The organism is Aliiroseovarius halocynthiae (assembly GCF_007004645.1).
GTDB classification, from domain to species: domain Bacteria; phylum Pseudomonadota; class Alphaproteobacteria; order Rhodobacterales; family Rhodobacteraceae; genus Aliiroseovarius; species Aliiroseovarius halocynthiae.
In genome coordinates this window covers 129,669-144,145 of record NZ_ML660023.1, presented here as the reverse complement: position 1 = coordinate 144,145, position 14,477 = coordinate 129,669, and the positions used below count along the sequence as shown (strand labels likewise).

At 58.0% G+C, this 14,477-nt stretch carries 13 protein-coding genes; 6 read left to right on the top strand and 7 right to left on the bottom strand.

Features of this window, described 5'->3' with window-relative positions:
* Nucleotides 1–9: 9 nt before the first annotated feature.
* Nucleotides 10–1,050 carry an A/G-specific adenine glycosylase gene (gene mutY / locus FIL88_RS13090; RefSeq protein WP_142854325.1) on the bottom strand — a complete coding sequence of 347 codons (1,041 nt, stop codon included), beginning with the start codon at nt 1,048–1,050 and terminating at the stop codon, nt 10–12.
* A gap of 89 nt (nt 1,051–1,139) precedes the next feature.
* On the opposite strand from mutY, the gene FIL88_RS13085 reads away from it, so the two are divergent.
* On the top strand, nt 1,140–1,658 hold the full coding sequence (locus FIL88_RS13085; RefSeq protein ID WP_142854324.1) for a DUF721 domain-containing protein: 519 nt from the start codon (nt 1,140–1,142) through the stop codon (nt 1,656–1,658).
* A 4-nt stretch (nt 1,659–1,662) separates the two neighbouring features.
* Nucleotides 1,663–2,319 (top strand): DsbA family protein, encoded by a 657-nt coding sequence (locus FIL88_RS13080; RefSeq protein WP_142854323.1) that lies wholly within the window; start codon nt 1,663–1,665, stop codon nt 2,317–2,319.
* Between the two features lie 27 nt (nt 2,320–2,346).
* Here the strand turns inward: FIL88_RS13080 and lpxK are convergent, their stop codons facing one another.
* The 6 genes from lpxK to FIL88_RS13050 form a co-directional block, all read right to left on the bottom strand.
* Nucleotides 2,347–3,345 carry a tetraacyldisaccharide 4'-kinase gene (gene lpxK / locus FIL88_RS13075; RefSeq protein WP_142854322.1) on the bottom strand — a complete coding sequence of 333 codons (999 nt, stop codon included), beginning with the start codon at nt 3,343–3,345 and terminating at the stop codon, nt 2,347–2,349.
* Complete coding sequence (locus FIL88_RS13070; protein ID WP_142854321.1) at nt 3,345–4,607, bottom strand: 3-deoxy-D-manno-octulosonic acid transferase; 1,263 nt, start codon at nt 4,605–4,607, stop codon at nt 3,345–3,347. Before FIL88_RS13070 ends, lpxK begins: the two co-directional genes overlap by 1 nt.
* A gap of 84 nt (nt 4,608–4,691) precedes the next feature.
* On the bottom strand, nt 4,692–5,609 hold the full coding sequence (locus FIL88_RS13065) for an alpha/beta hydrolase (RefSeq protein WP_142854320.1): 918 nt from the start codon (nt 5,607–5,609) through the stop codon (nt 4,692–4,694).
* A gap of 9 nt (nt 5,610–5,618) precedes the next feature.
* On the bottom strand, nt 5,619–6,803 hold the full coding sequence (arsJ, locus tag FIL88_RS13060; RefSeq protein ID WP_407642367.1) for an organoarsenical effux MFS transporter ArsJ: 1,185 nt from the start codon (nt 6,801–6,803) through the stop codon (nt 5,619–5,621).
* A gap of 65 nt (nt 6,804–6,868) precedes the next feature.
* Nucleotides 6,869–7,873, bottom strand: a complete 1,005-nt coding sequence (locus FIL88_RS13055; protein WP_142854318.1) for an ArsJ-associated glyceraldehyde-3-phosphate dehydrogenase — start codon at nt 7,871–7,873, stop codon at nt 6,869–6,871.
* A 79-nt stretch (nt 7,874–7,952) separates the two neighbouring features.
* Entirely contained in the window at nt 7,953–9,020 is a 1,068-nt protein-coding gene (locus FIL88_RS13050; protein WP_142854317.1) for an NAD(P)-dependent oxidoreductase, read from the bottom strand.
* Between the two features lie 337 nt (nt 9,021–9,357).
* On the opposite strand from FIL88_RS13050, the gene FIL88_RS13045 reads away from it, so the two are divergent.
* The 4 genes from FIL88_RS13045 (at nt 9,358) to FIL88_RS13030 (ending at nt 14,472) form a co-directional block, all read left to right on the top strand.
* Nucleotides 9,358–12,183, top strand: a complete 2,826-nt coding sequence (locus tag FIL88_RS13045; protein WP_142854316.1) for a molybdopterin oxidoreductase family protein — start codon at nt 9,358–9,360, stop codon at nt 12,181–12,183.
* Nucleotides 12,183–12,914 carry a 4Fe-4S dicluster domain-containing protein gene (locus FIL88_RS13040; RefSeq protein WP_142854315.1) on the top strand — a complete coding sequence of 244 codons (732 nt, stop codon included), beginning with the start codon at nt 12,183–12,185 and terminating at the stop codon, nt 12,912–12,914. The genes FIL88_RS13045 and FIL88_RS13040 overlap by 1 nt, the downstream gene beginning before the upstream one ends.
* A 12-nt stretch (nt 12,915–12,926) precedes the next feature.
* Nucleotides 12,927–13,796: a dimethyl sulfoxide reductase anchor subunit family protein gene (locus FIL88_RS13035; RefSeq protein WP_142854314.1), complete on the top strand. Its 870-nt coding sequence runs from the start codon at nt 12,927–12,929 to the stop codon at nt 13,794–13,796.
* Nucleotides 13,797–13,860: 64 nt separating this feature from the next.
* Entirely contained in the window at nt 13,861–14,472 is a 612-nt protein-coding gene (locus tag FIL88_RS13030; RefSeq protein WP_142854313.1) for a ribonuclease D, read from the top strand.
* Nucleotides 14,473–14,477: the final 5 nt, after the last annotated feature.

The following is a 14,477-nucleotide window of genomic DNA, read 5'->3' as shown; positions in this document are numbered from 1 at the left end:
CCTAAACGCTCAATGCGACAGATGCGAAATCGCCACGTCAAAGGCTTTGCGCATCACGGTTGGCAGATCCGAGCGTTTAATGTCCAGAAATAGACCCTGTCTCGGCTGAATTTTACCGTCGGTCTGTACGACCCGCAGCGAAAGATGCAGGTTAAAATGCGTAAAAACGTGTCGAACTTCCACGCCGGGATCCTGCCAATCCGCGCTGAATGGGGGCTGCTCGACCGCGACATCGCCCCATTCTGCCCCCGGCCAGCCCAGCATCCCGCCAAGCAATCCCTTCTCGGGTCGACGCTCCATCAACCATTCCCCGGCCTGATTACGCGCCAGATAGACAACCCCGAACCGTGTGGGCTTCTTGGCCTTTGGTTTCTTTTTGGGTAGCTCGGCCTGAACACCTGATCTTCGCGCCAAACAGTCACTATTCCATGGGCAAATGCCACAAGCGGGTGATTTCGGCGTACAAATCGTGGCACCCAAATCCATCACAGCCTGAGCGTAATCGCCTGCACGCTTTTGTGGGGTTAAGGTTTCTGCCAATGCGGTCAGCTCGGACTTGGCGTCAGGCAACGGAGTTTCAACATGAAACATGCGCGACATGACCCGCTCGACATTTCCATCCACAACCGTTTCCGGCAGATCATAGGCAATCGCGGAAATCGCTGCTGAGGTATAGGGACCAATCCCTGGCAAGGCTTGAAGCCCTGCGCGGGTGGTCGGAAACGCTCCCAAGGCGCTGATTTCGCGCGCACATTTCAGCAAATTCCGGGCGCGGGCATAATATCCAAGCCCAGCCCATTCGCCCATAACGCGGTCATCCTCGGCCGCCGCCAGATCCTGAACCGTGGGCCAAATGGACATAAATCGGGTGAAATAGTCCCTTACCGCAGCGACTGTGGTCTGCTGCAACATAATCTCGGACAACCAAACCGCGTAGGGGTCGGGCACAATGCCGCCTGCGCGATCAGCTGGGCTTACCCGCCACGGAAGGACCCGCGCGTGCGCATCGTACCAGTCCAGCAAATCAGCAGTTTTCGGCCCGTCACGCACCTGTTATCTCCTATCCGTCGTTTGTTCTGGCATAGCAAAGTGAACATCCTAGAATAAGCAAAAAGAAACGAGTCACACGTATCCGCCAAATGGAAAAGCCCAAAGCATATCCTCGCCGCAAAAAAGGGTTCGAGCGCACCTCGTCCCTGCTGACGGCCCGGATTCGCAAAGCCAGCGAAACGCGCGGCTTTGCGGTGACACGTGTGCTGACCCATTGGGCCGAGATCGTAGGTGAAGCGACAGCTGGAATTTCACGCCCCGTGGACATTTCTTATGGGCGCGGCGGCATGGGGGCAACGCTGACTGTGCTGACCACAGGTGCGCAGGCGCCGATGTTGGACATGCAAAAGGACCAGCTGCGCGAGAAGGTGAACGCAGTGTATGGCTATAACGCCATTGCGCGCATTCGCATCACGCAGACCGCGGCGACTGGCTTTGCCGAAGGGCAGGCACAATTCGCCCACGCCCCAAAGAAACAGGCCCAGCCTGACCCCAAGATCTTGGCGCGCGCAACAGATGCGGCCAAAGAGATAGGTGATGACGGGCTTCGTTCCGCGTTAGAGCTTCTGGCGCGAAACGTCATAACAAAAAACAAACACAAGGCTTAAACAGATGAATCGCATCATTCCAATCCTGATCGCTGTGGTGATCGCCATCGGCGGCGCGTTTTATATGACGCAGAATAATGGGTCGCTTCCCGGCGTATCCGTCGCCGAGGCACAAAGCAGTGACGCCGCAGTTGAACCCGCGGCGGACATGATCCTTGGTGACAAGGACGCGCCAATCACCGTGATCGAATATGCGTCGTTCACCTGTCCACATTGCGCCAATTTTCATGAAGATACGTTCAAGAAACTGAAGCAGAACTATATCGACACGGGCAAAATTCAGTTTATCCACCGCGAAGTGTATTTTGATCAGTTCGGTCTTTGGGCCGGGATGATCGCACGCTGCGGTGGCGATACACGATATTTCGGCCTGATTGATCTGATTTATGGCGGTCAGAAAGACTGGATCGCGGACGGGTCGCCTTCGACCATCGTGGCGAACCTGAAAAAGCTGGGCCGGACGGCTGGGATGACGGATGAACAGTTGGACGCCTGCCTGCAGGACGAAGCTTCGGCGCAAAGCCTAGTAGCTGCCTATCAGCAGAACGCTGGCGCGGACGAGATCACGGGAACGCCGTCTTTCATCATTGATGGCACCAAATATTCAAACATGAACTACAGCGATTTCGCCGCCATTCTGGACGAGAAGCTGGGCGAATAAGCAATTTGGGTTAGGGTTGAAACGACCCTAACCCGCCAAAACACGCGCGAGCGCGGCGTCAACAGTGCTCCAATCCTCAAGCGCTAGCCGAACTGGTACGGTCAACACCCGGCGGCGAAAACTGTCAGGCAGGCGCACGGCGTCTTTTTCGGTGGTGACCAATTGGGCGCCCAGCGCGGCCGCCTCGATTTCCAGCCGTTTCATCAGGGCATCGGTCAAAGTCTGGTGATCGGCCAATGCCTCGGCCCGAAGCAGATTTGCACCCAAATCGCTGACCGTCGCAAAAAACTTCTCGGGCAGGCCAATACCGGCAAAGGCCAGCACATCCATATCCTGCCAATCCATGCCCGTTTGAAGCGGTTCTAGCTGACCCGTCACATGAGGACAGGGGATCGATTTTTCCCATTTCTGCTGGAATAGTGTCTGTGCGCGGGCGTGCCCGATGGACAAAACCAGATCCGCACGCTGCATGCCAGCGGCGACGGGCTCGCGCAGTGGGCCCGCCGGAATACACCGCGCATTGCCAAACCCTTTCACCGCGTCCACCACGACAATCGACAGCGCTTTGTGCACGCTTGGGTTCTGAAACCCGTCATCCATCAAAATGATATCCGCACCGGCCGCTTCAGCCGCCTGGACCCCCTTTACGCGGTCGCGCGCGATCCATGTCGGCGCGAATGCTGCCATCAGCAAGGGTTCGTCCCCAACCTGTTTTGCACCGTGACTGCGTTCATCAACGCGCAGCGGTCCTTCCTCGCTTCCGCGGTGCCCGCGCGACACGATATGTACCGCCCTGCCCTGCAAGATCAGCCTTTGCGCCAGCGCAATCGTGGTCGGTGTCTTCCCGGTGCCGCCAGCGTTGATGTTACCAATGCAGACCACTGGGACTGTCGCGCGATATGCACCATCAGCGCGCGCAACCCGGCGGGCCGTACCAAAGCCATACAACCAACCAAGAGGTGCAAGAAGGCGTGCGCGCCAATCGGGCGTTTTGGGGTCCGTGAACCAATAAGAAGGCGTACGCATCACAAGCCCTTTCGACTTTCTGCTTCGTCCAAAAGATCCAGTAGCCGTTCCATCAAGTGTTCACTGACTTCTGCGCCTTTGGTGGTGACATCCCAAGCCGCCATGGCCATTTCAGCGGCTTTGTCAGGGGCAAGAAGTTGTTCGACCTCGGTCGCCAGCGATGCAGCATCCTGCACCTTACGTGCAGCCCCAGCTTGGGTCAGGCGCTCCAAAGATGCCTCGTGGCGCCCACCTTCGGTTCCATAGATCACAACTGATCCTAAGGCAGCGGGGTTCAGCGGATTCCGGTTTGCCCCTCCTGCCATCGTGCCTCCGATCCAGGTGATTGACGCAAGATGCATCCAAAGACCGCACTCATCCGTTCGATCAACGACAAAGATCTGGTCGTCGCGATGTGGATGCCTGTCCACAAACCGGGTCGAGGTGATCCAAGTGTCTTTTTCCAGCTCGTGAACCAGATCCGTGGTCCTGCCGGGATCCTCGGGGATCAATACAAGAAGAAGTCGGTGCGACTTGCGGATAAGGGTGCGATGCGCAGAAAGTATGGCGCCTTCCTCGCGCGGGTCCACGCCAACCGCCAACCACACGGGCCGCCCGTCCAGCTTCTGTGCGATCTGGTCGCGTTCTTCGATATCACATTTGGGCACCTGAATATGCGGCTCAAGAACGCCTGTGATCTGCATTTTATCTTGCGCCACCCCAAGACGCAGCAGCTCTCGGCGCGAAGCGCCGTCTTGGGGCAGAATAGTGTCTATCTCGATTATGATATCGCGCAGCGCAGCTTGCTTGAGCCGCTGTGTTAAACCCCGATCTTGCGGCGGCGTTGCGCCGATCCAGACAATCGGAATCCCTTGGCGGTTCAGCGCTTCGAACACCGTCAGATCCACCTCCGATCGCATCCAGACGACAACATCAGGGCGCCAGTGCTCCAAGAACCCACGGATCGAGGCTGGATCGAATTTCGGGTTGGGAAGATACAGGTCATCAGAGAAGCTCGCCCCCTGCTGTGCGTTGGGCGATGTCAGCAAAAGTGTCAGCTCGCCCATCTCTGCACGAAGCTGGGGCATAAGCGACGAAAGTGCTTCGCCCTCCGCCGGTTCTGACAAACAACCCCAAATCAGTAACCCTTCAGGGCGCTGATCTGGGGTGCTTTCGCGCTTGGCGACTGGCGTCTTACTAAGTTCGGAATCCGCGGAATCGGCAAATGTTTTTCCCTGCAAAGCCTGCAAGCGCCGAAGCAGTGATAATCCTATGCGCGACATGGACTGTCCAATCGTTAACACGCCCACCCGGCGCAAATTCCGCTTGCCAGATTACGGGAAGCGGGGGGCGGGGGAAAGGGACGATCAGTGATGCCATTCACCCTGTGCCAACATGGTAATCTGATCCACGATCCGCGCAAAACTGCGTCGTGCACGGTCTGACTGGTGCCGTGCACGCAAATACCCGTGCACCAACCCGGCTTCATTGAACCAAACGGCCTTGCCACCTGCGGCCAAAATCGCATCGCGATAGGTCATTCCATCATCCGCCAATGGATCACATTGCGCCGTGATAGAGACTGTTGGCGGCAAATCACTGAAGTCCGTATCCTCAAGCGGGGCAGCGGTGGGATCGGGTGCATTTGGTGGCGTTTCAAAGCGGATGGCGCTGTAAAATTTCAGGTCATCCATCGTCAACATCGGCGCGTTGGCGTGATCAATATAGGACCCTTTTGTCATATCACCCCCCAAACCCGGATAGATCAGAACTTGCCCAGCGATCTGAACAGAGCCCCGAAGGGTATGGCACACAGCAGCGGTCAGATTTCCACCCGCGCTGTCCCCGGCAAGAACCAAAGGTTCGTCCCATACCTGAGATGCATACAGAACCGCTGTCACTGCATCTTCAAACGCAGCGGGATGCGGATGTTCTGGGCAAAGGCGATAGTCCACGCTGACCACGCGCAGCCCGGTTTGATCAGAGATCTCGGCGCAGACATCATCGTGGCTGTCCAGCCCACCGACCACAAAGCCGCCGCCATGGAAATAGACCACGGTGCCCTTCGGCTTTGCGGGTTCATACAGCCGTATCGGAATGCCATCGATCGCATCATCCCGCACATTCAGCCCATCAGGATAGCCAGCGAAGAACGCGCGGCACATCGTGTCATAGACCTGCCGTTGCTCGGCCACGGTACGGTTCACTGCGTCAGGCGGATAATGTGCGTCCGTTTCGCGAATGAAACGCCAAATCTCGTCGTCGATCAGCTTTGAATAATCCATAGTCGGACGCTAGGCGGCGCGGTCCAGTTTGGCAAGCTGGCGGGCGGACAACCAACTGGCTGCAGACAGCGCGGCGGCGGTGCCAAGGCACAGCGGCAGCCCTCCGATCTGATACGATAGACCAGACAGAAGTGTGCCGATCAGACGGCCTGCCGCGTTGGACATATAGTAAAAGCCCACATCCATGGTCACACGCTCGGCTTTGGTGAAGGCAAGGATCAAATAGGAATGGAGCGAGCTGTTCACGGCAAAAACAAACCCAAACACCAACAGGCCAATTACCAGAACCGGCGTCAGCCACGGGCCGGGGAACAGCGCGGCGGCGGCCAATGCGCCGATGACAAGGGTCAGAATGCCTACCCAAAGCGTGGCCAGACGCGGGAAATCATGCGGATCGCGCTGCGCCGCTTTCAGAAGTTTCGGCGCCCAGGCCTGAACCGCGCCATAGGCGATAATCCAAAGCGCCATAAAGCTTCCGATCAGGAAAAAGGCACTGCGATCCCCAGCATGCGAACCGTCCGACACCACCGCGTGGAAATAGACCGGGATGCCCACAACAAACCAAACGTCCCGCGCGCCGAACAGGAACATACGGGCAAGTGACAGGCGGTTGATCCGTACATCTTTCGACCAAACCTGCGAGAATTTCGCTGATTTAGAGCCTTTTGGCAGGCCAGCGGGCATAAACGCCACCACCCCGATCAGGATCGCGGCCAGCACCACAGCCATCGCAATCACCGACGGGGTGAAGCCGATCAGCGCCAGAAGTGCTGCGCCCAACAGGAAGCCAAAGCCTTTCACAGCGTTTTTCGATCCGGTCAGAATGGCCACCCAGCGGAACAGTCCGTCGCCTTCGGGCGCCAACAGCTTCACGGCGCTTTTCGACGACATCTTGGACAGGTCCTTGGCGACGCCGGACATGCCCTGCACCACCATCACATAGATGACCGAGGTCACAACTGCCCAATCCGTCGACAGCTGCGACAGCGCAATCAGCGCTACGATCTGCAAGCTAAGCCCTGCATAAAGCGTCGAGGTCAGCCCGAACCGCGCGGCGATCCATCCCGCAGACAGGTTGGTGACTACACCCATGAACTCGTACAGCAGGAACAGCCACGCCAAGGTGAAAGGTGAAAAGCCCAGCGTATGGAAATGCAGCAGCACCAGCATCCGCAGCGCACCATCGGACAGCATGAACGCCCAATAGGCCGCCGTGACCGCAACATAGGCCGCAAGCCCCTGTTTGGGCTGGGTTAGGATCACATTGAGGCTCCGACCAAGCGGGCAACATCCGCCAAGCGGCAAGCATAGCCCCATTCATTGTCATACCACGCATAGATCTTAACCTGCGTGCCATTGATCACCATCGTCGACAGCGCATCCACAATCGAGCTGCGCGGATCGTTGGTATAATCGGCGGACACAAGCGGACGGGTTTCATAGCCCAGAATGCCCTTCAAATCGCCCTCGGCAGCCTCTTTGAAGAAGCTGTTGATTTCCTCGGCACTGGTTTCACGCTCGACTTCAAATACACAATCGGTCAGCGAAGCATTCAGAAGCGGCACGCGCACAGCGTGGCCGTTCAAGCGTCCGGTCAGTTCGGGGAAAATCTGCGTGATCGCCTTGGCCGAGCCCGTTGAGGTCGGGATCAGCGAATTCAGCGCCGAGCGCGCACGGCGCAAGTCCTTGGCAGGGCGGTCCACGATGGTTTGCGTATTCGTCACGTCATGGATCGTCGTCATCGAGCCATGCTTGATCCCAATCCGATCCAGAAGAACTTTGACCACCGGAGCCAGGCAATTCGTCGTGCAGGACGCCGCCGTCACAAGCGCCTGGTCCTGATACAGGTCGTGGTTCACGCCATAAACGATATTCAGCGCGTTCTCTTCCTTGACGGGGGCCGAGACGACCACCTTCTTCACACCTGCCGCATAATAGGGGGCCAGCTTTTCGTTGGTTTTGAAGGCGCCCGTGCAATCGATCACCATATCGACGCCCAGTTCTTCCAGCGGCAACGCGTCCAGCGTCCACGATCCGGTCAGCTTCATTTCCTGACCGTTGATGATGATGCTGTCTTCACCCGCGGTGAATTCAGCTGGCCAGCGCCCATGCACCGTATCCCATTCCAGCAGGTGGGCGTGCTGCTCTGCATCACCTACGGGGTCATTCAAAAGCACGATTTCTCCGGGTGCACCGTTTTCAATCAGGTCCCGCAGAACCAGCTTGCCCATACGCCCAAGTCCGTTGATTGCGATGCGTGTCATATCGTGCCCCTTCTATGGATCCCTGCTGCGCGGGATATGTCGAAGGGGTAACAGTTTTATGACGACTCACCTATCCCGCTTAAAGTGATGCACGCGGAGAAAGGCTCATCGCATGCGACGCGGTCTTGGGTGTCTGAGTCAGAGAGATGACATTGCCCTCGGATTGGATAGAATGCCCTGTGTTAGAGACACCTGGAACCACTTGCACCTCGACACCTTGCCCAGTCAGACGCGCAACCCACGATTTCGCATCCGAACGGCTTGCGGGGTCGCCCGCGACCAGCCAAACAACGCGACGGCCGCTGGCAGCCATCCCGGCATAATCGGCCAACGCGGCATCATTCGCCGTGATCCGAGTCGCGTCCCGACGAGTCAGCGCCAGAATGTCGGAATTGGCGGACGCATCGTGGACAATCACATCGGCGCGCTGCATGACCGAAAGCGCGCGGAACGTCAAAAGGTCCTGTGCGCCTGATCCGATTCCAACCAACCAAATCCCACCTTTCTGATCCGGGTCTTCACCGGTCAAAGATTGATCGATCAGCGCTTCCGCGCGATCCTCGTCGCCCTCCAGAAAGGCGTCGCCAATCGGGCCTTCGATCATCTGTTCCCAGAAGCGACGGCGGGCACGGCCCCCGGTAATATGTGTCTCTATCCTGCCGCGAAACCCGCTTAGAAAGCTAGCAAGGCGACCATAGCCAGAGGGTAGAAGCGATTCGATCCGGGCGCGAAGAATGCGGGCGATGACGGGCGCTGCGCCTCCGGTAGAAATCGCAATCGTCACAGGGCTGCGATCAACAATCGACGGCGTGATGAAGTCGCACAGCGGCTTCACATCAGCAACATTGACCAAAGCACCTTCGGCTTTGGCGGCGGCGTGCAGAAATTCGTCCCGCTCTGGGATATCCGACGCACCATAAGCAATGATGCAGCCCTTGAAGTCATCTTTTTCAGGCAGACGCGCATGGTGTTTGACGCCCGGTCGGGACAGAAGGCCCAGCAGTTCGTCCTGCGGGTCTGGTTCGAACACATGCACAACCGCGCCTGCATCCAAGGCACGTTCAACGCGGCGGGCAGCGGTCGTACCGCCCCCGTCTATGACCACTTTTCGGCCCTTTATATCCAGAAATATTGGCAGATGATCCATGTCGCGCCTCCGATACGTTGCGCATCATATGCCCATGATCGGGAAATGTTTCCAGATAATAGGCAATTTCGCGCTTCCGAAAAGGACGTTTCGTCCCTTTTTGGCCACCTCGCGGCCATACGTTCCAAGTTACAGTAACTTCTTGGTCCATTTTTGCGCACCGCTCTGCGCCAACCGCAGTTGGTCGGGCCTTCCAATCTGGATATAACCGCAGAGTCTTTTGGACCTACCGGACCCCCTGATAGAATCGGCATTTTAGGCGTAAGACCAACAGGATCGCACCAAACTCGCGCCCGCCAATCAACCCGGCAAACCAGCCCAGGACCAGCAACACGTGATGAGCAAACCGGAAAACATCCAGATCGACACCTCCCCCCCTGTTTCGGACGAGGTACGCAAGACGACATGTTACATGTGCGCCTGCCGCTGTGGGATTAACGTGCACATGAAGGATGGCAAGGTTGCCTATATCGAAGGCAACCGCGATCACCCCGTGAACAAAGGTGTCTTGTGCGGCAAGGGATCATCCGGGATCATGCAGCACTATGCCCCGTCGCGTCTGCGCGCACCGTTGAAACGGGTCGGTCCGCGCGGTTCCGGCGAGTTCGAAGAGATTTCGTGGGACGAAGCGCTAGAGATGGCCGTCGGCTGGATGGGCCCGCTGCGCAACGAAGACCCGTCGAAACTGGCGTTCTTCACCGGGCGCGACCAAAGCCAAAGCTTCACCTCGTGGTTTGCGCAAAGCTATGGCACGCCGAACTATGCAGCCCATGGCGGATTCTGCTCCGTCAACATGGCGGCGGCTGGCATCTATACGATGGGCGGCGCGTTTTGGGAGTTCGGCCAGCCCGACTGGGACCGCACCAAGCTGTTCATGCTGTTCGGCGTGGCCGAGGATCACGATTCGAACCCGATCAAAATTGGTCTGGGCAAGTTGAAAGAGCGTGGCGCGCGTGTGATTGGCGTGAATCCGATCCGCTCGGGCTATAACGCGATTGCGGATGAATGGGTGGGGATCACCCCCGGCACGGACGGACTTTTCATCCTTGCGCTGGTGCATGAGCTGTTCCGCGCAGGTCAGGTCGATCTGAACTATCTGTCGCGCTACACCAACGCGGGCTTTATCGTGAATGAAGAGCCTAACACAGCAGAAACCGGCCTTTTTTTGCGGGGGAATACTGGGAAGCCTCAGGTGATCTGCCGCGCGACCGGCAAGTTGGCTGACTATGACACGCCCGGCGTGATGCCCGATTTGGCGGCGACCTATCGCCATGCAGGCCAAAGCCATCGCCCCGTGTTCCAATTGATGGCCGAGCGCTATCTGTCGGACGAATACGCGCCCGAGGCTGTGGCCGATCGCACCGGCATTTCCGCCGACAAGATCCGCTCGATCGCGGCAGAACTTGCCCGCGTGGCGTTCGAGGAAGAGATCGTTCTGGATCAGCCCTGGACCGATTGGAAGGGCGAGAAACACGACAAAATGATCGGGCGTCCGGTCAGCTTCCACGCGATGCGCGGCATCTCGGCGCATTCGAACGGGTTCCAAACCTGCCGCGCGCTGCATGTGCTGCAAATCCTGCTGGGTTCTGTCGAAGTTCCGGGCGGCTTCCGCTTCAAACCGCCCTACCCCAAACCGGTCGAGGCACATCCCGTTCCCCATGTCGGCGTAACGCCCGGGCAGCCGCTGAACGGCCCGCATCTGGGCTTTGTCCGTGGACCCGAGCATCTGGCCCTGAAGGAAGACGGAAGCGCCGCGCGGATCGATAAAGCGTTCACGTGGGAAAACCCGATGTCCAGCCACGGGCTGATGCATATGGTGATCTCGAACGCACATGCCGGCGACCCCTATAAGATCGACACACTGTTTTTGTATATGGCGAACATGGCATGGAACTCGTCCATGAACTCGTCCGAGGTGATGCGGATGCTCACCGATAAAGACGAGAACGGCGACTATGTGATCCCACATATCATCTATTCCGACGCCTATAGCTCGGAAATGGTGGCCTATGCGGATCTGATCCTGCCTGACACGACCTATCTGGAACGTCACGACTGTATCTCGCTGCTGGATCGCCCAATCTGCGAGGCAGACGGCGCCGCCGATGCGATCCGCTGGCCTGTGGTCGAGCCTGACCGCGATGTGCGCGGATTCCAGACGGTTCTGATCCAACTCGGCGTGAAAATGGGCCTGCCCGGTTTTGTGAATGAAGACGGCTCAGCCAAATACGAAGACTATGCCGATTACATCGTCAATCACGAGCGCCGTCCGGGCGTCGGACCATTGGCCGGGTGGCGTGGAGAGGACGGGAATGGAAAAGGGCGAGGAGAGCCTAATCCGGCCCAACTTGACAAGTATATCGAAAATGGCGGCTTCTGGGTTAACCATGTTCCGGAAAACGCTAGCTTCTATAAACCGTGGAATAAGCACTATCAGGAATGGGCGGTGAAGCGCGGGATTTTCGACGTGGAAAGCCCCTATGTCTTCAGCCTGTATGTCGAACCTATGCGCAAATTCCAGCTGGCCGCCGAAGGGTTCGGAGACCGCCAACCCCCCGACAATCTGCGCGACCGCATCGGCCACACAATGGACCCTTTGCCGATCTGGTATGAACCGTTTGAAGAAGGCAATGTTGATACCGACGAATACCCCATCCACGCCCTGACCCAGCGCCCGATGCACATGTATCACTCGTGGGGTACGCAGAACGCGTGGCTGCGGCAGATCACCGGGAAGAATTACCTGTATCTGCCCACCAAAATTTGGGAGGAACACGGGTTCGAAGATGGCGACTTTGCCACTGTATCGTCCGTGCATGGTCAGATCACGGTGCCCGTTGCGCATCACGCGGGCCTTAACGGCAGCACGATCTGGACGTGGAACGCGATTGGAAAACGCAAAGGGGCCTGGGCGCTGGACGAGGACGCACCGGAAGCCACCGATGGCTTCCTGTTGAACCACTTGATCAGCGAACTTCAGCCGCCTAAGGGCGATGGGCTACGATGGTCGAATTCAGACCCGATTACCGGGCAGGCAGCGTGGTTTGATCTGCGCGTGAAAATCGAGAGATGCGAGACTAAACCAGCGGAAAGCCAGCCCGCTTACCCGCCGATCAAGTCCCCCGTGGGCAAAGGCCCCAAAACTGTGGCGAGGAAGATCTGATGACTGCTTTGCCAGAAAAAACTGATAAGAAACTTGGTCTGGTCATCGACCTTGATACCTGCGTGGGCTGCCATGGCTGCGTGACCGCCTGTAAAGGCTGGAACACCCAGAACTATGGCGCGCCGCTGTCCGATCAGGATGCCTATGGCGCGGATCCGTCTGGCACGTTCCTGAACCGCGTGTTCAGTTACGAGGCTGAGAAAACTGGCTGTGCCTCGCAAACCGTGCACATGCCGCGGTCTTGCCTACATTGCGAAGACGCGCCTTGCGTGACCGTGTGCCCGACCGGAGCAAGTTACAAGCGCGAGGAAGACGGGATCGTTCTGGTGAACGAAGACCGCTGCATTGGCTGCGGCCTTTGTGCATGGTCCTGCCCTTACGGCGCGCGCGAACTGGATCGTGAAGCGGGTGTCATGAAGAAATGCACCCTGTGTGTGGACCGGATTTATAACGAAAACCTGCCCGAGGAAGACCGCGTGCCTGCATGCGTACGCACGTGTCCCTCTGGCGCGCGCCATTTCGGCGATCTGGGCGACCCAGACAGCGATGTATCAAAACTGGTCGCGGATCGCGGCGGGTTTGACCTGATGCCAGATTTGGGCACGAAGCCCGTAAACAAATACCTGCCACCGCGCCCCAAGGATCAGCTGGACACTGCGCCGCTGAACATTGTTGCGGATGAGCCCAAAGGCTTCCTTGGCTGGCTGGACAAAGCGCTCGACAAGCTCTGACGGAGGAAACGGATGCATCCCGCACCCAGTGTTATCATTTTTACCACCTTTTCCGGGCTTGGATTTGGGCTTTTGGCTTGGCTGGGGTTTGGCATTCCTGATGTCGGCGGCACCACCCTGTTTGCCTTTTTCTTCATCGCCTATGCGTTGGCGGTCGGGGGGCTTTTGTCTTCGACCCTGCATTTGGCCAATAAGAAGAACGCGCTCTATGCGTTCAGCCAATGGCGCACCAGTTGGCTGAGCCGCGAAGGTGTGGCCGCAGTTGTTACCCTTCTGCTTTTCGGGTTGATCGCCTTGGCGCGGATCTTCTTAGGCGCAGAAATGACGTTTTCCGGTGCAGTAGGCTCTATTCTTGCACTGATCACGATCTTCACGACCTCGATGATCTATACCCAGCTCAAGACGATTTCACGCTGGAACCAACCGCTGACGCCCGTGCTGTTCATGCTGCATGCCATCGGTGGCGGAGCACTTTTGGCAGGCGAGGCGAAAATCGCTGGCGTCCTGCTGGCTGCTCTGGCTGTGGTCATGTGGCTGCACTGGCAACAAGGTGACGCACGTGCGGCCAACCGTGGCACGCTTGGCGACGCCACCGGGTTGGGCCATCTGGGCGAGGTCCGGATGTTCGAAAGCGGCCATACTGGCGGCAACTATGTGCTGGACGAGATGGTCTATCGCGTCGGGCGCAAACATGCTCAGAAACTGCGGATGATCGCACTGGGTCTTGGCGCCGTCCTTCCCGCCGCCATCCTGCTGCTGACTCCCGCTGGGCACGTCACCGCCTTCATCGCGCTTGCACTGCACGTCGTCGGCACACTTGTCGGTCGTTGGCTGTTCTTCGCCGAAGCCGAGCATGTCGTGGGCCTTTATTACGGCAAGTAAGTCTTTTCGTTGAACCTGATCCCCTCTGGCCCTATTCAGAGGGGAAACTGTTTACGGGGGCGACATGGCCAACCATCTTTACAAGCGCGATCTTCCTGACGGGCTGGACCTTGGTCCAGTCGTAGCCATCGACTGTGAAACCATGGGTCTGAACCCGCATCGCGACCGCCTGTGCGTGGTTCAGATGTCAGGTGGAGACGGGAATGCGCATCTGGTGCAGGTCGAGAAGGGCCAGACCAGCGCGCCCAATCTTGAGAAGATGCTGACCGACCCCGATGTGCTGAAGATCTTCCATTTTGGCCGGTTTGACATCGCCGCTATGCTTAACGCGTTTGGCGTCGTCACCGCGCCTGTCTATTGCACCAAGATCGCATCGAAGCTGGTACGGACCTATACGGATCGTCACGGGTTGCGGAACCTGCTTGATCAGCTGCTGAAGGTCGATATCTCGAAGCAACAACAGATGAGCGACTGGGGTGCAGAAGAACTGACCGAGGCGCAACTGGACTATGCGGCATCGGACGTGTTGCACCTGCATCGCCTGCGCGAAGAACTGAATATGCGTCTTGCCCGCGAAGGCCGTACCGAAATGGCGCAAGCCTGTTTCGATTTCCTGCCCATGCGTGCGCAGTTGGATCTGGCGGGTTGGCCCGAACAGGACATCTTTGCACATTAAGGGTG

Excerpts from the sequence above, each read along its gene's own strand:
- FIL88_RS13085 (WP_142854324.1), top strand. The coding sequence starts at position 1,140 with ATGGAAAAGCCCAAAGCATATCCTCGCCGCAAAAAAGGGTTCGAGCGC.
- FIL88_RS13080 (WP_142854323.1), top strand. The coding sequence starts at position 1,663 with ATGAATCGCATCATTCCAATCCTGATCGCTGTGGTGATCGCCATCGGC.
- lpxK (WP_142854322.1), bottom strand. The coding sequence starts at position 3,345 with ATGCGTACGCCTTCTTATTGGTTCACGGACCCCAAAACGCCCGATTGG.
- FIL88_RS13070 (WP_142854321.1), bottom strand. The coding sequence starts at position 4,607 with ATGTCGCGCATAGGATTATCACTGCTTCGGCGCTTGCAGGCTTTGCAG.
- FIL88_RS13065 (WP_142854320.1), bottom strand. The coding sequence starts at position 5,609 with ATGGATTATTCAAAGCTGATCGACGACGAGATTTGGCGTTTCATTCGC.
- arsJ (WP_407642367.1), bottom strand. The coding sequence starts at position 6,803 with ATGCTGTCCGATGGTGCGCTGCGGATGCTGGTGCTGCTGCATTTCCAT.
- FIL88_RS13055 (WP_142854318.1), bottom strand. The coding sequence starts at position 7,873 with ATGACACGCATCGCAATCAACGGACTTGGGCGTATGGGCAAGCTGGTT.
- FIL88_RS13050 (WP_142854317.1), bottom strand. The coding sequence starts at position 9,020 with ATGGATCATCTGCCAATATTTCTGGATATAAAGGGCCGAAAAGTGGTC.
- FIL88_RS13045 (WP_142854316.1), top strand. The coding sequence starts at position 9,358 with ATGAGCAAACCGGAAAACATCCAGATCGACACCTCCCCCCCTGTTTCG.
- FIL88_RS13040 (WP_142854315.1), top strand. The coding sequence starts at position 12,183 with ATGACTGCTTTGCCAGAAAAAACTGATAAGAAACTTGGTCTGGTCATC.
- FIL88_RS13035 (WP_142854314.1), top strand. The coding sequence starts at position 12,927 with ATGCATCCCGCACCCAGTGTTATCATTTTTACCACCTTTTCCGGGCTT.
- FIL88_RS13030 (WP_142854313.1), top strand. The coding sequence starts at position 13,861 with ATGGCCAACCATCTTTACAAGCGCGATCTTCCTGACGGGCTGGACCTT.